This window comes from Acidimicrobiales bacterium (assembly GCA_016794585.1).
Taxonomy (GTDB): Bacteria; Actinomycetota; Acidimicrobiia; order Acidimicrobiales; family DATDAH01; genus JAEUJM01.
On sequence record JAEUJM010000031.1, the window covers coordinates 127,617 to 152,136 of the forward strand.

The window sequence follows — 24,520 nt, forward strand, 5'->3', positions numbered from 1 at the left end:
CTCGATCAGCGAGGTCACGGTCGGCGACGCCGTCCGTCGCGGCCGTAGAAGGTTCGCCCGAGGGCTTCGAGACGAGGGCGCTCCTCCGGGTGGAACGAGAGCGCCTGCTCCACCCACTCTCGCTTGTTGCCGAGCCTCTCAGCGGCGCTGGGATCCAACTTCAGTTTCGTAGGGTCTGCACCGACCATGGCCTGCCGGGGCTCCTTTCCGGTGTAGAGAAAGACCGCCAACATGCCCACTGCATAAACATCGCTGGCAGTGGTCACGTCTCGCGCACCTAGCAACAGTTGCTCCGGAGCTGAATACCCACGCGTCCCCATGCCCACTGCACTTTGGGTAAGCGTCGTGTGGCGCCGACTCCTCGACAGGTCGAAGTCGCAGAGCGCGATGCTCTCGAAGAGCATGTGGCTCCAATCGATCTGCTCAACGAGGATGTTGTCGGGTTTGAGATCGCGGTGGACGACTCCTTGCATGTGGACGAACTCGACGGCAAAGGCGATCTGGGACATCAGCCGGTCCGTGACGAGGTCGCTCGCCGAGTGGTTTCGGTCGCCCGGGTCGGTCTCCGGTCCGAACCCGTTTGCGAGGTACCCACGAAGGTTCGGACCTCGGAAGTCTTGAGCGACCCACGGGACCTCAGACTTCAGATCCCACGCGAGGATGTCCGGAACCCAGGGCGTTGGTCGGATCTGGTCATCGCGCGGATACAAGGGATGCGGGCACACACTGGCCTGGTCCAACAGGCCCAACTGGATACGAATGCTCCGCCAAGCTCGGTCGATGGTGTCTGTGTCCGATTCGGAGAACGTCTTGATGACGCACACCCTCGACAGGGCCTCGATGTCGCCAGTGCCGAGAAAGACCGTCCCCTGACCGCCTTGGGCAATCTCTGCGTGGCAGTAGAACGACCCGTAACTCAACGGGGCGTCAAGTAGATCAGCGCCAGTTGCTTTCAGCGCCCTCCGGAACCGCTGACTCCCAAGCGTCTCCTTCCTCATGACTGTCATGATGGCACTGCCCGACCCGAGGCGGTCAGGGGTCATTGGCATTCATCGTCCGAGCGCGTGCCGATCTGCTCCAGCCGACGGCAGTGCCCGGCCTCGACCAGCCAATTCCCATCTGGCGGCTGGGCGCCCGACGTCCACCAGATCTCTACCGGATCTCTACCGGACGGGTTGAGATCGGGTAGATCTGGTCAACATCGTTAGACAGACCTAATCAGAGGAATCCCTGGTCAGCGCCACATTCCCGCACCATCCAGCATCGGCCGAGACGCCTCGGATCAGAGTTCAAGTCCCCCCTCGCCCACTCCGGTTGTCCAGAAGGCCCACGACGTCGCCCTGACGGGGCGGCGTCGCCGCTCGTCTCCCCCAACTGGCCGATGTTCTCGGCCGGTGCTCGGCGGATGGTGGGCGAATGACCTCCACCACTCGTCTTGCACTCATCGCCGGCGTCCTCGCGTTCGTCCTCGGCCTCGCACTGGGCAAGGACCAGGGCGACGCCGAGACTGCTCGGAACACGGCGTCCGCCATCCTCCTGACCCTGGGCTTCCTCGTCGTCGTCGTCACGGTCGTGCTCGCGACGGTCCGCAAGCTGCGAACCCGGTAGGGCGTCCCGCCCGGGCAGCCCGAAGGGCCCATCCGGCAGTCGGTCGGCGTTCCCCCAGATGGCGGAGGTAACGGCACCACCAGCGGCGCACGATCCGGTCATGACCACGACGACCACTGATCCCGTCACTCTCGCCACCACCATCATCGATGCCGTCAACGCCGGCGACCTCGAGACCGCCGCTACGCATCTCCACCCCGACTACCGCGCGGAATGGCCCGACGCCACCCTCGACGGCGACCAGGCCTTCGAGCGGGAGATCGCCATGTTCACCGGGCTCCCCGACACACGGTTCACCGTCGAACGCGCGACCGCGTTGGCCGATGGGCGAGTGCTGCTCGAGGCGATGGTCACCGGCACACACACCGGTCCGCTGGCCCTGCCCCACGACGTCACCCTGGCCGCGACCGGTCGGGAGATCCGGTTGCCGTTCCTGTTCCTGATGACGTTCGTCGACGGCCTCCTGCACTTCGAGCGCCTCGCCTTCGACCATCTCGAGCTGATCCACCAGCTCGGCGCCACGGCCGGCAGCTGAGCAACGATGGGGGACGTGTCGGACGCCGAGTACCCCGTCCCGGACGGGGTCGTGGCGTTCCTCGTCACCGACCTCGTCACCGACCTCGTCGACGACGGGGACCGCCAGGGACGCCACCCCGGCACCACGGCACCCGCCGTCGTCCGTCACCACACGCTCATCGGCGAGGCCGTCGCCCGTCACGGCGGTGTGCCGGCGTCCGGACCGGAAGCCGGAGACGGCACCGTCTCGGCGTTCGCCCGGGTGTCGGACGCGCTGCGAGCCGGGGTCGAAGCCCAGCGGGCGCTGGCCGCCGAGGCCTGGCCCACGACGACACCGCTGCGGGCCCGCATGGCCGTGCACGCCGGCGAGGTGGAGCGGGACGAGACGGGCCATTACGTCGGGTTCACCTTGCTCCGGGCCGGCCAACTGCTCGCCGCCGTCAACGCCGGCCAGCTGGTGGTGTCCGGACCGGCCGCCGATCTGATCACCTCGCCGCCCGTGCCCGATGTGGAGCTGGTCGATCTCGGCGCCCAGCGGCTCCCCGCCCTCGGGCATCCGCTCCGCGTCGTCGAGGTGCGCGGTGACGGGCTGGTGGAAGCCCGCCTGCGGACCATCGACGGCGTGCGCAACAACCTGCCGGTCGCCGCGACCGACCTGATCGGTCGCGAACGGCTGATGGTCGAGCTGACGGTGCCGGTGGCGACCGAGCGGCTCGTGTGCCTCACCGGCGCCGGCGGGTGCGGCAAGACCCGACTGGCCCTCGAGCTGTCCGGCGCGGCGGTGGCCCGGTTCGGCGACGGGGTGTGGTGGATCGACCTGGGCGCGGCCACCGGCGACGAGGCCATCGACGAGGCCGCGGCCCTGGCCGTCGGCACCCACCCGACGAGCACCCAGACCCGACGCGACCGCGTGCTCGGCGCCATCGGGAGCGGTCAGGTGCTCGTGGTGCTCGACAACTGCGAGCACCTGCTCGACGAGGTGGCCGGGTTCGTCACCGCGTTGCTCGGGTCCTGCCCTCGCGCCCATGTCCTCGCGACCTCACGTGAGCCCCTCGGCCTCGCCGGTGAGGTCGTCCGGCGCGTCCCCTCGCTCGACCTTCCGGCAACCGACGACGTCGAGGCCGTCCTCGCCAGCGGCGCCGGCCGGTTCCTGGTCGACCGCCTCGCTCGGGCGGCCGGGCCGCCGACGCTCGACCCCCGGGAGGCCGCTGCGCTCGCAACCATCTGTCGACGCCTCGACGGGATCCCGCTCGCGCTGGAGCTGGCGGCCGCCCGCGCTCGCACGATGTCGCTCGACGAGCTCTGCGAGGGACTGTCGGAGCGGTTCCGCCTGCTCTCCGGCGGGCGGCGTGACGCACTCGACCGCCAGCGGACCCTGGAGGCGTCGGTGGCGTGGAGCCACGACCTGCTGACGGGGCCCGAGCAGGTCGTGTTGCGGCGTCTGGCGGTCTTCCCGTCCGACTTCACCATCGGTGACGCCGAGGCCGTGGTCGGCATCGACGACGGGTCGGGAGTCGAGGAGGGAGTGGGCCCGTCCGGCCGGGAGCTCGTGGGTCGTCTCGTCGACCGTTCCCTCCTGACGGTGGCACCCGACGGCTCGCTGCGGATGCTCGAGACGGTCCGAGCCTTCGCGGAGCATCGCCTGGTGGAGGCGGGCGAGGTCCTCCCCACGCGCACTCGCCACTTGGAGGCGGTGCGACGCTGGGCCGAGGCGATGGAGCCGGCGTTCGACGGTCCCGACCCGCAGCGGGCGATCGCCGAGACCGAGGGACGGCTGGTCGATGTCCGCGTCGCCCTGCGACACGCCGAGGCGACCGGCGACGCCGGCGCCATCTGGGCGATCGTCGGGGGCCTCGCCAACTACTGGTGGTACCGCGGCCACCTGCGCGAGGCGCTCGACTGGCTGGCCCGTGCCGAGGCGCTCGACCCCGACCTCCCGGCCGAGGCCCAGCTCTCCGGCCGCTCGGCCGCCGCCCTCCTTTCCACGGCCGTCGGTGAGCACGACGGGATCGTCGAGGCCACGGAGGCGGCCATCGCCACCGCCAAGGCCGCCGGCGACCCCCGCCTCGAAGGTCGTGCGTTGATCCTGCTCGGCGCGCACCAGACCTGGCACGACGACACGGGTCGGCCGATCATCGCCCGAGGCCGAGCGCTCTGCGCAGGTGCCGGCGACGACCTCTGGGCCGCCTGGGCCGACTGCAGCGGCGCCCTGGCCAGCGTGCTCGCCGGGCGACCGCTCGATGCCATGCAACAGCTCGACGACGTCCGAGCGGTCGTCGACCGGTCGGGATCTCGCCGCCTGCACCTCGACGTGCTGGCGCGCCAGGTGTGCGCCGAGCTCCAACTCGGCGCCTGGCACGACGCCCGGGCCACCGCCGCCACCGGCCTCGACCTGGCCCGCGACTTCGCCACCATCAACGTCGTCGCCTGCTTCCACGGGGTCACCGCCTGGATCGACGCGCTCACCGGCGAGGCTGATCGGGCGGAAGCCGCGATGCGAGAGGCAATCGACCGCTACCTGCGCGACGAGGAGCTCCAGTTCATCCCGTTCTTCGTCACCGCCCTCGGCCACGCCCTGCTGGCCCAGGACCGCGCCGACGAGGCCATCGCCGCCGCCGGCCGGGTTCGGGACCACCCCGATCTCGAATGGGCGTCGATCTACCGGTCCTGGCTCGACGACGTCCTCGCCCTCGCCCATCTGGCCTCCGGCGCCGACGGCGAAGCACGCCGGTTCGCCGCCCGGATGGCCGCCCAGGCGAAGAGCATCGGCAATGAGCTGGAGCGAGCGCGCGCCGAGACCACCCTCGCGGTCCTCGACCGGCGTGCGGGCGAGCACCGGCGCGCCGAGGGCCGCGCCCATGACGCCCTCGTGACCCTCGCCGGCCTCGGGGCCGACCACTGGGCGGTCGACGCCCTCGAGGTGGTCGCCCTCTTGGAGCTCGACGCCGACAGGGTCGACCGCGCGACCGCCCTGCTCGCCACCGCGGGTGCTCAGCGCGCGGCCCGCGGGGTGATGCACCGCCCCGGCTGGGAGGCCGACTTCGCCTCGGCGACCGCCGGCGTCGGATCGCTCCCGGAGGGCGAGGCTCGCGACCTCGCCGCGGCGGTCGAGCTGGCTGCCCGGGGACGGGGTGAGCGCGGACGGCCGACGGCGGGTTGGGACAGCCTCACGCCGACCGAGCTGCGGGTCGTCGAACTCGTCGCCGACGGCCTTGCGAACCCGGCGATCGCCGAGCGCCTGCTGATGGGCCGAGCCACCGTGAAGACGCACGTCTCCAGCGCCCTGCGGAAGCTCGACCTCCAGAGCCGCACCCAACTCGCCACCACCTACACGGCACGCGCCGCGCCGTCCCTTCCGCCCGAGGCCTGAACGACCCTCCGTCGACACCAGGCCCGTCCCGAGCGGCGGGCCGCCGGGATCCATGTCAGTGTCGGGGCCTCCGGGGCCCCACCCACGTACTCACCCACGTTCCCGGAGCCGAGGACGATCGACACAAGGGGAGAACGGCCGATGGCCCGCAAGATCGCGACCAACCGGACGGTGGAGCGGGACGAGCTGCTCGAGTTCGTGCGGGCACGGCACCGGGTGGTCCTGCTCACGACCCGCGCCGACGGGACGCCGCAGGCGTCGCCGGTCAGCGCCGGCGTCGACGGGGCCGGACGGCTCGTCACCTCGACCTACCCCGAGCGGGCAAAGGTGGCCAATGCCCGGCGCCGGCCCGCGGGCTCGGCGGTGGTGCTGTCCGACGACTGGAACGGCGAGTGGGTGCAGCTCTGGGGCCCAATCGAGGTGCTCGACCTCCCCGACGCCCTCGACCCGCTGGTCGACTACTACCGCTCGATCGCCGGCGAGCACCCGGACTGGGACGAGTACCGCCAGGCCATGGTCGACCAAGGCAAGAGCCTGCTGCGCCTCACCATCGAGCGATGGGGCCCGATCGCCAGCGGCGGCTTCCCCGCCCACCTCGCCGACGGCTGACGTCTCTCGCCTCTCGTTCGAGCACCTCGCGCGCTTGCGTTCGAACTGGTGTTCGGCTAGGGTGACCACACCAGCTCGCAGCCTCTGGGCGCAGGACAGGCTGCCACTTCCCCGAAACAACCTGTTCGAGTGACGCCGGCGCCCGCCGAGGGCTCGCCGGCCTGGGAGTGGTGCCGTGGCTGTGCTGATGCTGGATGCCGAGGTCGAAGGGCCGAACGGGCCGGGTGGCCCCGACGGGTTCGCCGCGCTCGACGACTGCACCCGTGCGGCCGAGCGTTTGGCGGCCACCCGCTGGGCGGGGCGGCCGGGAGCGGCGCTGGGCGAGGCCCTGTTGGGTGTGGGTCAGATCGAGCGGATGGTGACCGCGGCCAAGGTGGCGCTGGTGGGGGCGTTCGACGCGTCCGGCCAGTACCGCTTCGATCAGCACCCGAGCGTGGCGACGTGGCTGGCGGCCAAGGTCAAGGCCGACCCCAAGCGGGTGAACCACCAGCGCTTCGTGGCCCGCCGGCTCCGGACGATGCCGCTCACCGAGCGGGCCTTCGAGCGGGGGTCGATCGGGTTCGAGCACGCCGCGGTGCTGGCCCGGGCCAACGCCCCGAAGGTCGCGGTGGCGTTCGCGGAAGCCGAGCGTGAGCTCGTGGCCGCAGCGCGGGAGATGGACTTCGACGAGTTCTGCCTCGTGGTCGACCGTTGGCTCGACTACGTGCTGCCCGAGCGGGCGGAGAAGCGGGCCCGCGACCAGGAGGAGCGGCGGGCCGCGTCGGCGTCACGCACCTGGGAGGGCATGGTGCGGGTCGACGCGTGGCTCGACGCCATCGGCGGCACCGAGTTCCTCGCGGAGCTCCACCGGATCGAGAAGGAGATGTTCGTGGCGGACTGGGCCGAGGCCCGCGCCAGGGTCGGCGACCGGGCCACCGCCGCGGACCTGCGGCGCACCGCCGTGCAGCGACGCGCCGACGCCATGGTGGAGATGGCCCGGCGGTCCGCCACCTGCGACACGCCAGGGCGACCCCCCAAGTGGGTCCTCAACATCATGATGGGGGTCCGCACGTTCTTCGCCGAGGCCGACGCCGCGGCCGCCGACCGGGACCCCGGGCCCGCCGGATGCGCCGGCGACCACCTCGCTCCCTGCCCCGGCTACGACGCCACCCGCCCCACGGGCGCGGGTGAGGATCTCGACCGGGCGGCCGGCACTCCGGAGCCAGCCACCCCCTGCCCGGACGGTCACTGCCACCCGAGCGGCGCCGGCGGCGTCGAGGATGACGGGACCGACGACGGCGACTCCGGCTCCTCTGCCGGCCGCCCCACCTCGCCGGCGCCTGCGCCGGCGCCCGCGCCCGTCGGCGCCCCCGCAGAGCCCTACACCGGGCCGCCGCCCGCCCGACCTCCGTGCCGGCGGCCGCTGCCCGACTGGTGGGGCGCCCCCGACCCGCTCGGCCCCGACTTCGGCGCCCTGCGGGCCGACACGATGTGCGAGCTCGAGGACGAGACGCTGATCGCCCCGTCCCAGGCCCTCGCCCTCGGACTCGCCGGGCTCTGCCGGCGCATCGTCTTCGGGCCCGACGGGCACATCCTCGACTTCGGCCAGGCCCGCGACACGTTCACCGGGCCGTTGCGGGAAGCGATCACCATCCGCGACCGCTTCTGCACCGACCCCGGCTGCCGGGTCCCCGGCCGCCATTGCCACATCGACCACCTCGTCCCCCGCAGCCGGGGCGGGCCCACCAGCGAGCGCAACGGCCGGTGCCAGTGCTCCACCGGCAACCACATGAAGGGAGCGATGCCTCCCGACCAATGGCACCCCGACGACCAGCCCCCCGAGCCACGCGCCCCCGACGACGGCGGCGGCTGACCCGGCCAGAGGCCACCAGGCTGTCCCGCCAGACGCGACCCGTACGGGCACACGCCTGCCCGCAACCCAGCTTCGAGCGGGACAACCACCCGACCAGGATCGCCACCTGTGGAGACGCCGCTCCTGCGCGAGAACCCGGGTCACGCCAGCGCGCTCGGGCGCGCCCGTCGAGTCCCTTTCCCCCCGCTCGGTTGGGCACTCGACGGCGACAGGTGAGCGTCACCGGTTATGGAACTTGCGCCGCCGCGGTCAGGCGGCGGCGAGCGCCGCTCCGGCCGTGCCCATGAGGTCGAGGAAGTTGTCGCAGTAGAAGCGCCGGCGGACGTCCTCGGAGGCGTCGCCGAGCGAGGCCTCGAAGCGCTCGAGGGGCTTGCGGCCGCCTTCGACGTGGGGGAAGTCGGACGAGAACAGCAGCAGCTCGGGACCGCTCTGCTCGATGATCCAGCCGACGTCCTCGGTGGGGTACGGCGTGAACCGCACCTGGCGGCGCACGTACTCGGTGGGCCGCAGGGAAAGGGCTTGCAGGCGCTCCTCGTGGCGGTGGAACGCGTCGAAGGCCGACTCCATCTGCCGCAGCCAGCTCGGCACCCAGATGGCGCCCTGCTCGATCACGCCGAAGCGCAGGTCGGGGAAGCGGTCGAGCACGCCGTCGAAGATCAGGGTGGCCAGGGTCTGCGCCGGCGGGCCGGGGATGCCCATGTAGTCGACCGAGCGGAAGTTCTCCTCGCCGCCGTGGAAGTCGGGCGGTACCGGCAGCCCGTTGCGGAAGTAGGCCGGGTCGATCAGGTCGCCCGTGCCGCCGACGTGGAACACCACGGGCACGCCGGCCTCCTGCGCCTGGGCCCAGACCGGGTCGAGCCCGACGTGGCTCGGCGAGTGGCCGGGCGGGCAGCCCGACGCCACGAGCAGCGCGCCGGCGCCCAAGGCAATGGCCTCGCCGGCCAGCGCCGGCGCCTGCTCGAGATCGAACAGCGGGACGTAGCAGGTGGGCAACAAGCGGTCGTCGACGGAGCAGAACTCGACCATCCCCCGGTTGTGGGCGCGGGCGGCGCCGACGGCCAGCTCGGCGTCGTTGCCGTGCTCCCAGTCGTGCAGCCGCCCGTTGTGGAAGGTGTTGAACACGAGCTGGCTGGAGAAGCCGAGCAGGTCGAGCGCCCGGGGCCGGTCCTCGGGGATCCACGAGCCGGTGGCGGCGAAGTTCTTGCGGGCCATGATCTCCTCGGCCTCGACCAGCCGGTACTCCTCGGAGCCGTGCTGGGCCCGCATCCGGTCGAAGGCGGCGGTGAGGTCACGCAGCTGCTCGTCGGGGTCGCCGGTCTGCCGCAGCTCGTTGCCGCTGGAGTAGGCGAGCGGCTCGATGCGGTCCCGGACGCCGGGGTCGGCGTGGTCACGCAGCCACGTCGGCGTCTCCATGATGTGGGCGTCGGCGTCGTGGATCGTGCGACCGCTGGCGTAGGGCACCGTGCTCGACCTCCGATGGGGACGAAGGGCCGCCGGCCGCGCCAGAAAGGCGCACCGGCGACGCCGAGCCGACCGTCGACCATCCCCTCGACCTGCAGGTTAGGTGCGGCCCACCTCACGGTCGAGGGCCCCGAATCCGGAGCCGAGCGGTCGGCGTCGACCGGTCGGTGCCGGCCGGGTCAGACGAAGCGGGCGTGGGTGGCGTAGCGGTACAGGTCGCGGTAGCCCATGCGCCGGTAGATGGGCTCGCCCATCGAGGACGCCTGCAAGGTCACGAGGGGCGCGCCGCCGTCGAAGCCGAGGTTGGTCACGGCCCGGGTCACGAGCTCGGCCAGGCCGCGACCGCGGGCGGACTCGGCCGTGCCAACGCAGTAGATGCCGGCGATCCCGTGGGAGAAGAGGACCTGCGCGCCCGACAGGAGCTCGTCGCCGTCGGACGCCGCCAGGGTCACCAGGTGTGGTGGCGACACCTGCGGGCTCGAGCCCGCCATCGCCGGGATCACGCCGGCGGGGAGGCCGAGCGAGGTGTAGGCCGCGTCGGCCATCGCCACGAACGCCCGGGCATCGTCCTCGGTCCTGAGGACGCGCAGTTCGATGCCGTCGGGCGCCACCGCGTCCGCCAGGCGCTCCGTGCAGACCATCGCGGGCTGGTCGGTCACCGTGACGAGGCCCCGGGCGAGGGCGGCGTCGATGAGGTCCCGGTCACCGTCGTTCCACCCCGTCGTACCGAGCGACCAGCCCCGTCCCCGCTCGGCGAACCAGGCGTCCGCCCGTTCGACGGCCTCGTCGGCGGCGATCGATGGGTCGAGCCGGAACGCCCCGTTGGCCAGGACGGGGAAGTCCGAGCCGGTGGCGTACACCACCAGGCCGTCGGCCTCCAGCAACTCGCCGGCGGCGCCGGCCCGCCGCGCGCCCTCCCGCGCGTACTCGATGCAGTTCGCGTGGCAGCGAGCCGCCACCTCGTCCTCGCTCCACCCCATCGCCAGGCTCCCGTCGTCGGCTGGTCCCGCATGCTGCCAGACCGCGTGCGGTCGGGCGGCCGTTCGAGCCCGGGAGGCGGGCCGGTGCCCACGGGCGGTGGACGCGAGTGCCGCCGTGACCGCTGACCGCCCGGGCGGTGGCCAGGGCTCAGCCGCCGCCGGTCAGCAGGTCGCGCAGGGCGCTCTGCTCGGCGGAGGACCAGCGCCCGTCGAACGCCGACTGGGCGGCGCGGCGGGCGGTCACCGCGGCATCGGTGGCGAGGGTGTCACCGGCCGGGGTCAGGACCGCGAGCGCGAGGCGGGCGTCCTTGGGGTGGGACTCACGGGTGACCACCCCGATGCGCTCGAGGGGGCCGAGCTGGCGGGCGACACCCGACGGGGTGACGCCGAGGCGCTCGGCCAGTGCCACCCGCTGCATGCGCCCGTCCTCGTGAGCCTGGAGCTCGAGCAGCAGGGCCAGGTCGGACAGGCCGAGGCCGTGGGTGGAGCCGAGCGAGCGGTCGACCTCGCGGACCAGGCGGGTCGTGGTGCGATGGAGGTGGAGGAGCGTGTCGAGGGCGGCGTCCATGCCCGCACCCTATCGTTGAGTACTCAACGACTTCTCGTTGATTGTTCCCCGAACACCTGGGTGACCATGCGGTCGGGCCAGTCCCGGCCGGGCACCTCGCCGGCGAGAGCGAGCGCATAGAAGGTGCCCGTGCAGCCCGCGACCAGCAGATCGAGGTCGGTCCGCTCGGGCAGGGTCCCGTCGGCGACGGCTGCCGCGAGGATCGCCCGCAGCCGGCGGCGCCGCGGGGCCACGATGCGCTCGCGGTAGGCCCCTCGCAGTTCCGGGTCGGCGGCGTCCTGCAGCATCGACCCGACCATCGAGACCCCACCGGGCCGCAGCACGCCCCGACGGAAGGCCTCGAGCTCGGCGAGCAGATCGGCGCGGTGGTCGCCGGTGGGCTCCAGGTCGGCGGCCTCGGGAAGGGCGGCGATCGCGGCGACGGCCAACGCGGCCTTGGTCGGCCACCGGCGGTAGACGGCCTGGCGGGTCGTACCCGCCGCCCGGGCCACGGCGACCACGGCGAGGCCGTCGTAGCCGTGCACCGAGAGCTCGTCGAGGGTCGCGGCGAGCACCGCCTCGTCGATGGCCCCGTCCCGAGGCCGGCCACGGCTCCGAGGGTGCGCGTCGCCCTGCGCCACGGCATACTCCATTCCGCAACACTACTGTCTCGTAAATGGAGGAGCGACCATGCGCATCGCCGTGATCGGGGCCGGCTCGGTCGGCCGCAACCTGGCCGAGGCCACCCGTGCCCTCGGGCACGACGTGATCGTCGGAGTACGCGACCCCGACGACCCCCGCCACGCCGACGCGGGCGAGCGCGCCACCCCGGCGGCCGCGGCCGTCGGCGCCGACCTCGTGGCCCTGGCCGTCCCCGCCGCCGCGGTGGCCGACGCGGTCAGCGGCCTCACGCTGGCGTCGCCCACCGTCGTGGTCGACGCCACCAACGCCGTGGGTGCGCCGCCGCCCGACGGCTTCCCCACGATGGGTGCCTACACCCGCTCGCTCCTCCCCGGGGACGTGCCGGTGGTGAAGGCCTTCAACACCATCGGCGCGGAGCACCTCGTGCAGGCCGAGGTCGACGGCGCCCCGGCCTTCCTCCCGATCGCCGGCGACCCGGCCGGCGTCGAGGTCGTGCTCCCCCTCGCCCGGGCCATGGGCTTCGACGCCGTCGACCTCGGTGGCCCCGAGGCCATCGCTCTGGTGGAGGACCACGCCCGGCTCTGGATCCACCTCATGCGCAACGGATGGGGTCGCGGCTTCGCGTTCGGGGTCCTCGGTCGACCCGCCGGCACCGCCGGCGGCACCTCCTGATGGTCACGCCGCTGCCGGGCCCCGGCGCCGCCCGCCTCGGTCCCCCCGACCGGGCCGAGGCGCAGGCCTGTCTCGACGCCGTCCTCACCGCCACCGACCCGGGCGATGGCCCGACCGAGCTCCAGCAGCTGCTCATCGAGGCGGCCTTCGCGTCGATGACCGGGCACGACGTCGCCCACACGGCGGGGAGTGCGGTCGAGCCCGCGGCCGTCGGCGCCGTGTTGGCCGACCGGGACGAGGCGTTCCGCACCCGGATCCTCCAGATGATGATCCTCGGCGCCCTCGTCCTGCGGCCCCTCCCGACCGCGGTCGCCGACCGGGTCGGTCGCTACGCCGAAGAGCTCTCCGTCGACGACGGCATGCTCGCCGTCGCCCGACGTTTCGCCTCCGGTCAGCTCGGCCTCGCCGCCTTCGACTTCCAGCGCAACGGCTACACCGCGGACTGGGCGCCCGATCGGGCGTCGACCTTGCACGCCAGCACCGAGCTGCAGGACGCCTGGCAGCAGTCGGTGGCCGACCCCGCGCTGGCCGAGCAGTGGGCGGCGTTCGAGCACCTTCCGGCGGCGACGCTCGGGCGGCGCATGTGGGAGTTCTACCGGGCCCGCGGCTTCGCCTTCCCGGGCCTGCCCGGCTCGGCGCCGCCCCTCCTCGCCCAGCACGACTTCGTCCACGTCCTCGGCGACTACGGCACCCGGGTCGAGTCCGAGCTCGAGGTCTTCGCCTTCATCGCCCGCGCCAACGACGATCCCCGTGGCTTCTCGCTGCTGGCGATGGTGGTCAGCCTGTTCGAGACCGGGTACCTGGCCACCGGCGCCGGCCTCTTCGAGTCGTTCCCCGGGCAGCTCTCCCAGGACGGCATGGCCGTCCGCCTGGCCGACGCCCTCCGCCGTGGCGCCCTCAGCCACGGTCTCGACGGCCGGCCCGACGTCGATCTCCTGGCCGTCGACTGGTTCGAACTGGCCGACCGGCCCGTCGAGGAGCTGCGCGCCGACTTCGGCGTGGTGGCCAAGTCGCCGGCCGCCGAGGCCGCCGGCTGCGTGGGCCCCTGGGAGGCCGGCGGCATCAGCCCCTACCAGTGGACGACGGCGCAGGAGCAGGCGGCGGCCCTCGGTCTCGAGTACGACTCCTACGGCGCCCGTCCCTGAGCGCTCGGCCGAGGCCTCGCCGCCGTGCCCGGACGGTCCCAGCCGGCTCCGGGTCGCATGACCGGGCGGTCACAGGGGAGACTCCCGGGATGCTCATCTTCGGAATCCTCGGCTTCGGCATCGTCATCGGCGCGATCGCCGGCTGGATCACCGGCACCGAGTCGTGGGGCAAGCGCATCGGCTACGGCCTCCTCGGCTCGTTCGTCGGCGGCCTGCTCGCCAGCCTCATCGCCGGCGACGGCCTCAAGCTGCGCCCCAGCGGCATCATCGGCTCCATCGTCGGCGCCATCATCCTGATGCTCATCGACCGGGCCATCTCCAGCCGCTCGGCCTGACCCCGGCCGGAGCGGTCCGGCGCTCCGGTGGCCCACCTGACCTCAGCGGTCTCGGGCGCCGGTGCCGGGGACCTCGGCCTCGACCAGCCCGTTCGCCCGGCCGACGCCGGTCAGCGCCGGCGGGCCAACCAGGTCAGCAGGGCGACCGCCACCGCCGCGGGCTGTTCGGGCAACAGGGCGTGGCCGGCGTCGGGGATCGTGACGAGGGTGGCGCGGTCGCCGATGGCGTCGACCAGCGCGTCGGCGTTGGCGCGGACGGCGACACGTTCGTCGGCGGGCTGGACGATGAGCACGTCGGCGGCGCCCGCCTCCCACCACTCCTCGGCGGGCGTCGACCCGGTGGCTGCCGACTGCGCCGCGGCGACGTCCGGGTGCCAGCCGTCGGCCCACACCTCCGGGTCGTTCCCGGGAGCGAAGAACGCGGCGCGCACCGCCTCGAGGTGCTCGGCGGGCGGAAGCGACTCGTCGAACACCCGGAACAGCGCCTCGCCCGCCTCCGGCTCGGGCGGCACCCGGCCGCCACACGCGAGGAGCACGACGCTCTCGACCAGCTCAGGGCGACGGGTCGCCAGCATGCGGGCGACCCGGTTCCCGAAGGCGTGGCCCGCCACGGTGGCGGGGCCGGCGTCGAGCGCATCGATGACGGCGGCGGCATCGTCGGCCACGTCGACCAGCGTCAGCCCGTCGAGCGGACCGGTGTTGGCGCCGATCCCCCGCGGCTGAGGGGACGCCACGAGGTACCCGGCCCGGGCGAGGCGAGCGGCGAGGGCGGCGAAGTCGCCCGCGCCCCGTCCGAGCGACGGCAACAGCAGCACCAGCGGCCCTTCGCCCTGGAGGCGCACCTCGATGGGCCCGGCGGGGCCCTCGACCACCTCGGTCCGGCGGTAGCCGCGCACCGCCTCCTGGTCGTGCACGAAGTCGGCGAACCAGGCCGGGACGGCGGCGGCGGCGGCGGGCCCATCGGCGTCGAGCCTTCGCAGCGACCGACCCAGGAACCGGAAGGCCTCGGCGAAGCGGGGCCCGAGCGAGGGACCCAGATGGTTCCCTCGACGCACGCTGCGGTACTCGTGATCGACGCCGTGGTCGAAGAGCTGGCGGTGCAGCGCCTCGGCGCCGTACTGGAGGTGCAACAGGTCCTCGTCGCCGCACTCGAGGTAGAGGTCGAGGCCGGAGGCGGCGATCAGATGGCTGTTGCGCTCGGCCAACGCCCGCGGATGGTTGTCATGGAAGTGGCCCTCGTCGATGGGGTCGCCATAGAGCGAGGCGAGGAGCTTCGCGTCCCGGTAGACGACGTCGCGGCGGGCCACCTCCGGCCACGTGGTCGCCTCCTCGAGCGCGGGCTCGAGAGCGGCCACCGCCACGAAGCGGTGCGGACGCCGGAAGGCGATGCGGAGCGCCCCGAGCCCACCCATCGACACGCCGCACACGGCGACGGCGGCGCCGCCCCGACCGGCGCCCGTGCTCGCCACGAGGGAGGGCAGCAGCTCGTCGGCGAGGAAGGTCTCCCAGCGCTCCGACCCGTCCGCACGGTCGAGGTAGAAGCTGCGACCCGCCGAGGGCGTGGCCACGACGAGCGGCGGCAGGTCACCCGACGCCCACAGCTGGTCGAACAGCGGGGCGAGGCCGTCGAGGAACGACGCCGAGTCCCCGCCGCCGTGGAGCAGCAGGAGCAGCGGCAGGTCGTCGGCGTCCCCGGCCGGGCCGCCCGGCCGGAGCACCCGCACCTCGACCGGCGACGGCACCAGCTCCGTCTCGACCCAACGCGTGGAGAGCACGGACGGGGCGGTGGTGGCCATGGGGGCGATCCTCGCGCCCTCGGGCCCGGCGTGCTGTCGCCGGCGCCGACGCTAGCGTTCGGTTGCCGCCGGCCCCGGCGCCGGCGGGTGAGGGGGAACCATGTCGACGTCCACCGATCCGGCCATCGCCACCGCCGAGCGGGATCCCGCCAGCGAGCTGGCGGCCAAGCGCTTCGTGGTCGCTCCGTACGACGTGCAGGTCGGCCCGGTCGGCCACCTCCACCGCGAGCGGGCGCGCCTCGCCGACCTCGAGTGGGAGCACTTCGAGGCCCGCCCGATGGGGGCCACGATCGGCGCCGAGCTGACCGGCATCCGGCTCTCGGGGGACCTGTCCGACGAAGCCATCGCCGAGCTCCGAGCCGCTCTCCTCGCCTACAAGGCCATCTTCTTCCGCGACCAGACGGGCCTCACCGCGGCCGACCACGTGGCCTTCGCCCGCCGGTTCGGTGAGCTCGAGATCCACCCCTTCATCCCCGCCAACCCCGACCACCCCGAGCTCGTGCGCTTCGAGAAGGGGGCCGACGTCGGCGGCTACGAGAACGCCTGGCACGCCGACGTCACGTGGCGAGAGGTTCCCTCGATGGGCGCGGTGCTGCACGCCATCTCGGTCCCCCGGACCGGCGGCGACACGCTCTTCTGCGACATGCACGCCGTCTACGAGGGCCTCGACGCCGACCTCCGCGAGCAGGTCCGAGACCTCGTGGCGGTGCACGACTTCATGCAGGTGTTCGGCCACCAGGTGGCCGACGAGGACAAGGCCGCGATGCGCGAGCAGTACCCGACGGTCGAGCACCCCGTGGTGCGCACCCATCCCGAGACGGGCCTGCCCACCCTGTTCGTCAACCGCATCTTCACCAGCCACATCGTCGGCCTCGAGCCCGACGAGAGCACGGCCCTCATCGACCGGCTGTGCCGGGAGGCCGACTACCCGGAGTACCAGTGCCGCTTCCAGTGGACGCCCGACTCGGTGGCCTTCTGGGACAACCGGGCCGTCCAGCACTACGCCGTCAGCGACTACTGGCCCGACGTCCGCATCATGGAACGGGCCAGCATCGTCGGCGACCGCCCCCGCTGACGCCGGCGAGAGCCCTACCGACGCCCCGCGACGGCAAAGAGCGTTCCGATGAACGCTTCGTCGCGCCGATCAGCATCCCAACGCGCGGTTGAGCGCCCAGCACACCTGGCGCATCGTGTCGTCGTCGAGCCGACTCACCCGCCGGGTCAGCACCCGGCGGGGAACGGTGTAGAGGCCATCGCAGTTGATCACCGACGGTCGGTCGAGGCCGATGTCGTCGTCGATCGGGACCTCGACGGCCAAGCCGCGCATCGACGTCGTGACCTCGGCCACGGTGACCCGGGACCGGACGTCGATCACCTCGTCGCGTGTGAGCACCACCACCGGGCGCACCTTCCGCGCCACCTCACCGAGCCAGACTTCGCCTCGGTTCACCTCTCGCTCCACTCCTGGAGCTCCATCCAGACGTCGTCATCCTCTTCGGGATGTCGCTCGTACGCCGCTCTGTCTTCTCGAGCCAGGGCGGCGTACACCGCTTCCCGCACGCCGTCCCGAGCCGCCGCCGAGACGTTCACCCCGAGCCGCCGCGCCTGCCCGGCGAGCTCCTCGTCCAACGTGAAGGTGGTGCGCACCGACGCCATACTCTGATGCTAGCGACCGGTGCTAGCAGCGTGCTACACCTCCAGCAGGAGGGTGACGGGGCCGTCGTTGGTGAGGGTGACGGCCATGTCGGTGCGGAAGCGGCCGGTGGCCACGGTGGCGCCGAGGTCGCGCAACGTCGTCACCACCAGGTCGACGAGGGGCTCGGCGTGCTCGGGCGGCGCCGCCTCGATCCACGAGGGCCGCCGGCCCTTCTCGGTGTTGCCGTAGAGGGTGAACTGGCTCACCACCAGCACCTCGCCGGTGGTGTCGGCCACGGAGCGGTTCATCACCCCGGCGTCGTCGTCCATCACCCGCAGGCCCCACACCTTGTCGGCCAGCTTCCGGGCCTGCGCCTCGGTGTCGTCGCGGCGCACGCCCACCAGCACGCACAGGCCGGCGCCGATGGCGCCCACCACCTCGCCGTCCACCTCGACCTGCGCCCGGGTCACCCGCTGCACCAGTCCTCGCATGGCGCCATCCTGCCCGTCCGGCCGTTCCCCGGGTGGATGGCACGGTGGACCTCAGCCCATGCGCTTCCCGAAGTCGGCGCTGAACCAGCGGGTGGGGCGGAAGGTGACCACGACCTCGTCGCGGGGGTCCTCCTCGCGGGAGTTGGCCACGTACATGGCGCCGATCTCCTCGCCGAGGTAGCGGACGGCCATGTCGGTGACGTCGCCCTCGACCGACGCCGGCCGGATCTCGGTGATCTCGCCCTCGACGCTGACGTACTTGGGGGGCAACTCCTCGTCCTGGGCGCACAGGCTCATGCGTCCGCCCACCTCGAGCAGCGCCGCCTTGCGGGACTCGGCCGGCGTGATGAACGACACGTCGCCGCCGGGTGCGTAGTCGTACCAGACCGGCACGGTCAGCGGACCCCGTCCGGGCTCGTTGATGCTGACGACGCCGATGTGCAGGCCGGCCAGGAACTCCTGGCGCTCCGGCTCGGACATCGTGATGTTGACCTGGGCCACGTCGTGCCTCCCCCTGTGCGACGGCGCGGTCGCGCCGCGCGGCGACGGTAGCCCGCGCGTAGCGTCTGCGGGATGGGACGGCACTCGCGGGCGATCTGGGCGACGGTCGGGCTGCTCGTCGGCGCCGTCGTCGTGGTACTCATCGTCGGCGCCGACCAGGACCAGGGCGTTCCGCCGGTGAACGACACGGACCCACCGCTCGACGCAGCCGCCTACGCGGCGCGGGTGTCGGCGCTCTGCAACGAGTCGGTCGAAGCGGCCGAGACCACGGGCTACGAGGAGAGCAGCGAGGCCGGGGCGGTCGCCATGCGGGCGGTGGCTGCCGACCTCGCCGCGCTCTCGCCGCCGGTCGATCAGCAGGGCATGGCCCAGGCCCTCGTCGACGGCGTAGCCGAGTACGCCCACCTCTTCCAGGTGCGCGACGAAGATGAGGAGGCCTTCAGCCAGCGCCAGAACGCGGTCACCGTGGTGATCGAGGCGCGCGCCGCCGGGCTCGGCGCCGACTGCGGGGAGAGCGACATCGTGCTGGTCCCCTCCGTCCCGCCGCCGCCGGAGGACGTCGCCGCTGAGACCGACCCCGCCATCGTGGACCTGGCCACCGCTTGTCACGAAGGCGCGCTCGACGCCTGCGACGACCTCTTCGACTCCGACTCTTCCCTCCGCTTCTACGGCGGCACGTGCGGCGAACGGCTGTACTACGAGGAGGCGGACTTCACGTACTCGTGCGTCGAGACCTTCGCCGGCGACCGCCCGTCGGGCGACCAGCCCTGATCCGGGCCGGTATCGATCCGTTCTGGGACCAGAAACAGAACGGTGTGAGAGCGGAAACCTGGTCCCGGAACGGTGGACGTGGCGGTGACCCGTCCCGCTATCGGCCCTGATCGTCGAGCGCGTCAGGGCCAGGCGGGGCGCTCGGGGAGCTCGGGGGCGCCGGCGCCGGTGACCACCAGGGCGTCGGGCCCGAGGCCGGCGCCGGCGGGACGGCCGGTGAGCCAGGCCAGCAGTGCCGGCCGGGGACCGGTGAGGGTGGTGGCGGCGAGTCCCTCGCCCAGCTGCCACCACGTGCCGCCGTCCTCGACCAGGGCGATCGCCGGATCGACGCCGCGCGCCACCGACCGCTCGGCGGCCTCGTCGAGCAGCGCCTCCTGCACGTGCACCGGGATGTCGGCGAGGGCCACGCCGGCGTCAAGGTCGACGAGGTGCACCCACAGCTCACGCACGCGCTGCCAGGGCAGGGTCCCGGCGGGGAAGGCCGGGGGGAACAGGCCCCGCACCTCGACCGTGCGGGCGGCGATCGGCAGCTCCTCGAGCTGCAGCACCAGGCGCGTGGACGCCGCCGCCACCTTCTCGCGGACGTCGGCGGGCCGGTGCGCCGCCGTGGCCTCGATGTCGGCGGCCCGCGACTCGGCCGACACGTACATGGGCGTCTCCACGCCGGTGGCGGCCCACGTGGCGAGGCGGGCGAGCCCCTCGGCGTTGTGGGCCAGGTGGGCGGCGACGTGGGCCCGGCTCCAGCCCGGCAGCAGGGACGGGCCGGCGAAGGCCGGTTCGGGCAGGGCGTCGAGGACGGCCAGCACCTGGTCGTCGGCGTGGCGCACCCAGCCCAGCTGGCGGTCGTAGTCGTCGGGATCGAGGTCGAGCACGGGCGCTCCTGGGGCGAGGGCTGGTCCGAGAGGGTGTTCGCGCCGAGTCTCCCACCTGCTCCCCGCCGCCAGCCCCCGATTCCCGCCGTCCGTCACGGACGCGACAGGTAGCGTGCCGGGCGATGACACGCCGGCTGCCACTTCCCGCCCTCGTCCTCGCCCTCGTGCTGCTCGTCGCCGCTGCGGCGTGCAGCAGCGACTCAGGCAGCGAGGACGCCGGCGCCGACACCACGGCGGCGACCGGCGAGGAGACGTCGGACACCACCGCCGGGGATGCGCCGGTCGAGCCCGTCGACCCCGCCACCGAGTGGGTCGAGCACGAGGCCCCGCCCGAGTGCGAGTGCGCCCACGGCGACCCCTACTCGTACTGGACCCGCACCGGCGACCCCGACAAGGTCGTCCTCTACTTCCAAGGCGGTGGCGCCTGCTTCAGCGCCGACATGTGCGCCGAGGGCAGCGACAGCTACTCCCAGGTGGCCTCGGGCCTCGAGGTCACGGGCACCGACACCCGCGAGCCGTCGGGCGTCTTCGACCTGAACGACCCGGCCAACCCCTTCCGGGACTGGTCCTTCGTGTACGTGCCCTACTGCACCGGCGACCTGCACCTCGGCGACAGCGAGCACGAGTACTCCGAGGACGTCACCGTCAGCCACAAGGGCTTCGTCAACGCCAGCGCGGCCTACGACACCCTGCTCGAGGAGTTCGGCGACGCCTCCGAGGTGGTCGTCACCGGGTCCAGTGCCGGCGGCGTGCCCTCGCCCATGTTCGGTGCGCTCGTGGCCGACGACCTGCCCGATGCCGAGGTCACCGTCCTGGCCGACGCCTCCGGGGCGTACCCGAGCAGCCCCGCCATCAACGCCGCCATCGGCTCTCTGTGGGGCACCTTCGCGAACGTGCCCGACTGGCCCGAGAACGAGGGACTGACCCCCGAGGAGTGGGGCGTCACCGACCTCTTCGTGCAGGCCGGCCTCCACGCCCCCGACGTGCGCTTCGCCCGCTACGACAACGCCTACGACGACGTGCAGTCGAGCTTCTCCGAGCTGGCCGGGTTCGCGGGCGACGACCTCAAGACCACCATCCAGGCCAACGAGGCGTACATCGAGGACGGCGGCGTCCCCGTCGCCAGCTACCTCGCCCCCGGCACCGACCACACCATCCTGGGCACGCCGGCGCTCTACACCCTCGAGGTGAACGGCGAGTCGTTCCTCGAGTGGCTCACCGCCTACGTCGCCGGCGAGGACGTCCCCGACGTGGTCTGCGGCCCGGACTGCGGCGGTCCCGACGAAGGGGCCTGACCGCCCGGGCTCCGATCCCGCCGAACTCGACGCAATGCCTGTCGGATTCCGACAGCTAGTGCGTCGAGTTCAGGGGCGGGCGAGGGGCTCGACCTCGACCCGGGTGTCCAGGTAGGCGACGCCGTCGCCCCAGTCGGTGGGGCGGTCGCTGGTGAGCACGTTGGCGGCCCGGTCCTCGCCCCACCACCCCCAGGGGACGAGGGCGACGCCCGGACGGAGGCGGGTGCTGAGGCGGGCGGGCAGGTCGAGGTGGCCACGGTCGTTGCGGACCCGGACCCGATCGCCCTCGGCGATCCCCCGAGCGGCGGCATCGGCCGGGTCGAGCTCGACCCACGGACCACCGCCCTCGCGGGCGCCGTGGTGGTCCGAGTAGGTGGTGTTCAGGAAACGCTGGTGAACCTTCGGCGTGAGCAGCGCCAGCGGGTAGGCGCCCGCGCTCGGGTCGGCGGCGGCGGCTCCTCCAGGATCGGTGACACCGGGCGGACCCTCCGCGGCCACGAGGTGGTCGGGCACCCGGGCGCCGGCGTCGTACAGGTCGCCGGCCCACAGCTCGGCCCTGCCCGACGGCGTGGCGAAGCCGCCCTCGGCGTACGGGAGGAGCGGGTCCGGATGCGGGAGGCGGACGAAGCCCTCGCGGCGCAGCTCGTCCACGTCGACGTCCTTCATCGCGAGACGGAGGAGCGCCTCGTCGTCGAGCGCGAAGCGGGGGTCGGTCAGCCCGAAGGACGCCGCCAGTCGCCGCCAGAGCTCGGTGTTGGGCACGGCTTCACCCGGCGGGGCGACCGCGGGCTCGTTCCACCCCAGGTACAGGTGCCCCCAGGCCGGCACGACGTCGAGCTGCTCGAGCTGGCTGGCGGCGGGGAAGACCACGTCGGCGTAGCGGGCGGTGTCGGTGAGGAACTGCTCGCTGACGACGGTGAACAGGTCGTCGCGGGCGAGGCCGCGCTGGATGGCGCCGGCGTTGGGCAGCGACAGGATCGGGTTGCTGCACCACACGAAGAGGGCGTGGACGGGTGGCCCGCCGTCGGGGTGCCCCTCGGTCAGGGCCTGGCCGAGGCGGGCCACGGGAAAGCCGCGGGTGGCCCGAGGGGCGTCGAAGACCGTCTCGTCGATGGGGCCGTCGTTCCAGGCGGACGTCGACCGGGCCAGGCCCCCACCCAGGTGGCGCCACGAGCCGGTCACCAGAGGCAGGCACCCGAGGGCCCGGAAGAAGCGGGCGCCGTGCTCGTGGTGCTCGGCACCGATGAGGGTGCGGATGAACGCCGGCCGTGCCTCGCCGTAGGCCCGGGCCAGCGCCTCGATCTCGGCGGGGTCGAGGCCGCTGGCGGCGCCGGCCCGCTCGGGGGTCCAGGCGGCGACGTGCGCAGCCAACTCGGCGAAGCCCGTGGTGTGGCGCCCGACGTAGTCGTGATCGACCAGGTCGTCACGTACCAGGACGTGCAGCATCCCGAGCACCAGCGCGGTGTCGGTCCCGGGCAGGGGCTGGACGAACCAGTCCGCGGCCTCGGCGGTGACCGTGCGCATCGGGTCGATCACCACGATGCGGGCGCCGTTGCGTCGTGCCTCCTCGACCGCGGGCCAGAGGTGGCGGTTGGTGAGCCGGGTGTTGGTGCCCCAGAGGAGCACGAGCTGGGCGTGGCGCAGGTCCGACGGGTCGGCACAACGACCGGAGCCGTACGTGGCGGCGAAGCCGGCGCCGGCCACCGCGCCGCAGACCGAGCCGATGATGCGGGAGGCGCCGAGGCCGGCGAAGAAGGGCCGGTCGAGGCACGACATCTGGAGCAGGCCCTGCGTGCCCGCCGAGAAGTTGGGCAGGACGGTCTCGCCGCCGTGGCGGTCGATGAGATCGCCCACGCGCTCGGTGACGAGCGCCAGCGCCTCGTCCCACGTGGCCCGACGGAACGAGTCGAGCCCGCCGCCCTTGTCCCCGGTGCGGATCAGCGGGTGCAGCAGGCGATCGGGTGCGCCCACGTGCGCCACCAGGCGGTTGACCTTCGGGCACAGCTCGCCCTGCGAGTAGGGGTGCGCGGGATTGCCCCGCAGCTGCACGACTCGACCTTCGTCCACCGTCGCCACCCAGCCGCACGAGTCGGGGCAGTCGTGGTGGCAGGTGCCGAGCACCGTCGTCGCAGGCATCGGGGGCACGGTACCGACGGGTCACCGATGACGCTGGCGGTTTCCGGCCGCGGTCCTCCGTGACCCTCAGCCGCCGGCGGCGGACTCGGCGAGGGCGGCGTCGGCCACGAGGTAGAGGCCGGCGGCGGACAGGACGTGCCACAGGCCGTGGCCGTGGAACGGGCCCTCCGGCTGGCACCACGGCTGGCCGGTGCGCGAGCGGGCCTGGATGACCGCGCCGACGGCCAGCAGGGCGCCGCCAAGCAGCCGCCGGCCGCCCCCGTGGCGCGACGGGCGGATCAGCTCGTGGCCGACGGCCACCACGCCCAGCGGGGCGACGAGGGCGAGCTCGCTGCCCGGGCGCACGGCGAGGACGCCCGCGCCCACTGCGACCACGCCGGCGTCGGCCAGGCGCACCCGGTCGTGCTCCCACCCCCGGAGGCGCGCCAGGCCGGCGACGGCCAGGGTGGCGTTGACCGCGACGAGACCGGTGTCGTGCAGCCACTTGCCCCACCGCCCACCGGGGCCGTGGTAGGCGACGCTGCCCAGGCCGTTGAGGACGAGCGCTCCCGCCACGGGGCCGACGAACGGACGGTCGCCGCCGACCCGCCGGCCCCTCGCCGCCAGTGCCACCCCCGCGGCGACGTACGCCAGGCTGGTGACGGTGTTGACCGGCTGGGTGACGAGCCCGTCGTGGATGCACTCGCAGTCGGACTCGGCGACGAAGCGACCGGCAGGCGCGGTGTCGGCAGGCACGGTCCGACGCTACGCCGCCACCGGGCGAGCACACCGACCGGCGTGCGAAACTCGACGCCGAAGGACCACCACGGCGGAAGGACGGGGCGATGGGCGAGAAGTCGGCGAAGAAGGTGCGAGGCCACGGCGATCTGGCGCCCGGCGAGACCGTCGCCGACGCCTGCTACGGGTTGGGCAAGGGCGTGCTCGGCGCCGCCGACCTGGTCAAGGCCCCGGGCATGCGCCACTACTCGATGCAGGCCGATCAGGCCACGGCCGACCCCGCCGGGTCGATGGCCGCCGCCATCGACCGCACCGGCATCCTCGCCGTCTCGGACCAGCGTCTCCTCTTCCTGCCGGTCAAGACCGCCATCACCAAGCCCAAGGCCGTGACTGCATCCTGGCCGCTCGACCGGATCCGGGGCGCGGCCTACGACAAACCCATGCTCACCATCGCCTTCGCCGACGGGTCGGTCGGTGGCCTCCACGTCCCCGCGGCCGAGAAGCCGGACGGGTTCGTCGCCGCGGTGAACCGTCTCGTCGCGCCCCCCGCCGGCGGCTGACCCCGCTC

At 73.3% G+C, this 24,520-nt stretch carries 25 protein-coding genes; 12 read left to right on the plus strand and 13 right to left on the minus strand.

Features of this window, described 5'->3' with window-relative positions; genetic code table 11:
* Nucleotides 1-14: 14 nt before the first annotated feature.
* The gene (locus JNK12_15955; protein ID MBL8777436.1) at nt 15-998 is read right to left on the minus strand and encodes a protein kinase; all 984 of its coding nucleotides are present in this window, start codon (nt 996-998) and stop codon (nt 15-17) included.
* Between the two features lie 418 nt (nt 999-1,416).
* Here JNK12_15955 and JNK12_15960 point away from each other — a divergent pair, with 418 nt between their 5' ends.
* From JNK12_15960 to JNK12_15980, 5 genes are all read left to right on the plus strand, one after another.
* Complete coding sequence (locus JNK12_15960) at nt 1,417-1,608, plus strand: hypothetical protein (protein MBL8777437.1); 192 nt, start codon at nt 1,417-1,419, stop codon at nt 1,606-1,608.
* A 100-nt stretch (nt 1,609-1,708) separates the two neighbouring features.
* Nucleotides 1,709-2,143, plus strand: coding sequence for an ester cyclase (locus JNK12_15965; GenBank protein MBL8777438.1), 435 nt, complete (start codon nt 1,709-1,711; stop codon nt 2,141-2,143).
* A 15-nt stretch (nt 2,144-2,158) separates the two neighbouring features.
* Complete coding sequence (locus JNK12_15970; GenBank protein ID MBL8777439.1) at nt 2,159-5,494, plus strand: hypothetical protein; 3,336 nt, start codon at nt 2,159-2,161, stop codon at nt 5,492-5,494.
* Nucleotides 5,495-5,635: 141 nt separating this feature from the next.
* Nucleotides 5,636-6,103: a PPOX class F420-dependent oxidoreductase gene (locus tag JNK12_15975; protein ID MBL8777440.1), complete on the plus strand. Its 468-nt coding sequence runs from the start codon at nt 5,636-5,638 to the stop codon at nt 6,101-6,103.
* Between the two features lie 175 nt (nt 6,104-6,278).
* Entirely contained in the window at nt 6,279-7,955 is a 1,677-nt protein-coding gene (locus tag JNK12_15980; protein MBL8777441.1) for a DUF222 domain-containing protein, read from the plus strand.
* Between the two features lie 249 nt (nt 7,956-8,204).
* Here the strand turns inward: JNK12_15980 and JNK12_15985 are convergent, their stop codons facing one another.
* The 4 genes from JNK12_15985 to JNK12_16000 form a co-directional block, all read right to left on the minus strand.
* Nucleotides 8,205-9,416, minus strand: a complete 1,212-nt coding sequence (locus JNK12_15985; GenBank protein ID MBL8777442.1) for an amidohydrolase family protein — start codon at nt 9,414-9,416, stop codon at nt 8,205-8,207.
* Nucleotides 9,417-9,595: 179 nt separating this feature from the next.
* Entirely contained in the window at nt 9,596-10,396 is an 801-nt protein-coding gene (locus tag JNK12_15990) for a hypothetical protein (GenBank protein ID MBL8777443.1), read from the minus strand.
* A 148-nt stretch (nt 10,397-10,544) separates the two neighbouring features.
* Nucleotides 10,545-10,964, minus strand: coding sequence for a winged helix-turn-helix transcriptional regulator (locus JNK12_15995; protein MBL8777444.1), 420 nt, complete (start codon nt 10,962-10,964; stop codon nt 10,545-10,547).
* Nucleotides 10,965-10,987: 23 nt separating this feature from the next.
* Complete coding sequence (locus tag JNK12_16000; protein MBL8777445.1) at nt 10,988-11,596, minus strand: TetR/AcrR family transcriptional regulator C-terminal ligand-binding domain-containing protein; 609 nt, start codon at nt 11,594-11,596, stop codon at nt 10,988-10,990.
* 37 nt (nt 11,597-11,633) lie between these two features.
* On the opposite strand from JNK12_16000, the gene JNK12_16005 reads away from it, so the two are divergent.
* From JNK12_16005 to JNK12_16015, 3 genes are all read left to right on the plus strand, one after another.
* Nucleotides 11,634-12,257: an NAD(P)-binding domain-containing protein gene (locus JNK12_16005; protein ID MBL8777446.1), complete on the plus strand. Its 624-nt coding sequence runs from the start codon at nt 11,634-11,636 to the stop codon at nt 12,255-12,257.
* Nucleotides 12,257-13,402: a hypothetical protein gene (locus tag JNK12_16010; protein MBL8777447.1), complete on the plus strand. Its 1,146-nt coding sequence runs from the start codon at nt 12,257-12,259 to the stop codon at nt 13,400-13,402. The genes JNK12_16005 and JNK12_16010 overlap by 1 nt, the downstream gene beginning before the upstream one ends.
* Before the next feature lie 89 nt (nt 13,403-13,491).
* The gene (locus tag JNK12_16015; protein MBL8777448.1) at nt 13,492-13,737 is read left to right on the plus strand and encodes a GlsB/YeaQ/YmgE family stress response membrane protein; all 246 of its coding nucleotides are present in this window, start codon (nt 13,492-13,494) and stop codon (nt 13,735-13,737) included.
* 110 nt (nt 13,738-13,847) lie between these two features.
* Here the strand turns inward: JNK12_16015 and JNK12_16020 are convergent, their stop codons facing one another.
* Nucleotides 13,848-15,533 (minus strand): alpha/beta fold hydrolase, encoded by a 1,686-nt coding sequence (locus tag JNK12_16020; protein MBL8777449.1) that lies wholly within the window; start codon nt 15,531-15,533, stop codon nt 13,848-13,850.
* 100 nt (nt 15,534-15,633) lie between these two features.
* On the opposite strand from JNK12_16020, the gene JNK12_16025 reads away from it, so the two are divergent.
* Entirely contained in the window at nt 15,634-16,608 is a 975-nt protein-coding gene (locus JNK12_16025) for a TauD/TfdA family dioxygenase (GenBank protein ID MBL8777450.1), read from the plus strand.
* Nucleotides 16,609-16,677: 69 nt separating this feature from the next.
* Here the strand turns inward: JNK12_16025 and JNK12_16030 are convergent, their stop codons facing one another.
* Genes JNK12_16030 through JNK12_16045 form a run of 4 tightly spaced genes read right to left on the minus strand, consistent with a single transcriptional unit; the run spans nt 16,678 to nt 18,161 of the window.
* Nucleotides 16,678-16,983, minus strand: a complete 306-nt coding sequence (locus JNK12_16030; GenBank protein MBL8777451.1) for a type II toxin-antitoxin system PemK/MazF family toxin — start codon at nt 16,981-16,983, stop codon at nt 16,678-16,680.
* Nucleotides 16,980-17,189, minus strand: a complete 210-nt coding sequence (locus JNK12_16035; protein MBL8777452.1) for a type II toxin-antitoxin system CcdA family antitoxin — start codon at nt 17,187-17,189, stop codon at nt 16,980-16,982. Before JNK12_16035 ends, JNK12_16030 begins: the two co-directional genes overlap by 4 nt.
* A gap of 33 nt (nt 17,190-17,222) precedes the next feature.
* Entirely contained in the window at nt 17,223-17,660 is a 438-nt protein-coding gene (locus JNK12_16040; GenBank protein MBL8777453.1) for a D-tyrosyl-tRNA(Tyr) deacylase, read from the minus strand.
* Nucleotides 17,661-17,711: 51 nt separating this feature from the next.
* Nucleotides 17,712-18,161, minus strand: coding sequence for a pyridoxamine 5'-phosphate oxidase family protein (locus JNK12_16045; GenBank protein ID MBL8777454.1), 450 nt, complete (start codon nt 18,159-18,161; stop codon nt 17,712-17,714).
* A gap of 72 nt (nt 18,162-18,233) precedes the next feature.
* On the opposite strand from JNK12_16045, the gene JNK12_16050 reads away from it, so the two are divergent.
* Entirely contained in the window at nt 18,234-18,932 is a 699-nt protein-coding gene (locus tag JNK12_16050; protein ID MBL8777455.1) for a hypothetical protein, read from the plus strand.
* Nucleotides 18,933-19,054: 122 nt separating this feature from the next.
* Here the strand turns inward: JNK12_16050 and JNK12_16055 are convergent, their stop codons facing one another.
* Nucleotides 19,055-19,804 carry a maleylpyruvate isomerase family mycothiol-dependent enzyme gene (locus JNK12_16055; GenBank protein ID MBL8777456.1) on the minus strand — a complete coding sequence of 250 codons (750 nt, stop codon included), beginning with the start codon at nt 19,802-19,804 and terminating at the stop codon, nt 19,055-19,057.
* Between the two features lie 122 nt (nt 19,805-19,926).
* Here JNK12_16055 and JNK12_16060 point away from each other — a divergent pair, with 122 nt between their 5' ends.
* Entirely contained in the window at nt 19,927-21,099 is a 1,173-nt protein-coding gene (locus tag JNK12_16060; GenBank protein ID MBL8777457.1) for a hypothetical protein, read from the plus strand.
* 69 nt (nt 21,100-21,168) lie between these two features.
* On the opposite strand, the gene JNK12_16065 is transcribed toward JNK12_16060, so the two are convergent.
* On the minus strand, nt 21,169-23,235 hold the full coding sequence (locus tag JNK12_16065) for a molybdopterin-dependent oxidoreductase (GenBank protein MBL8777458.1): 2,067 nt from the start codon (nt 23,233-23,235) through the stop codon (nt 21,169-21,171).
* 66 nt (nt 23,236-23,301) lie between these two features.
* Nucleotides 23,302-23,970 (minus strand): hypothetical protein, encoded by a 669-nt coding sequence (locus JNK12_16070; protein ID MBL8777459.1) that lies wholly within the window; start codon nt 23,968-23,970, stop codon nt 23,302-23,304.
* Between the two features lie 89 nt (nt 23,971-24,059).
* Here JNK12_16070 and JNK12_16075 point away from each other — a divergent pair, with 89 nt between their 5' ends.
* Nucleotides 24,060-24,512, plus strand: coding sequence for a hypothetical protein (locus JNK12_16075; GenBank protein ID MBL8777460.1), 453 nt, complete (start codon nt 24,060-24,062; stop codon nt 24,510-24,512).
* Nucleotides 24,513-24,520: the final 8 nt, after the last annotated feature.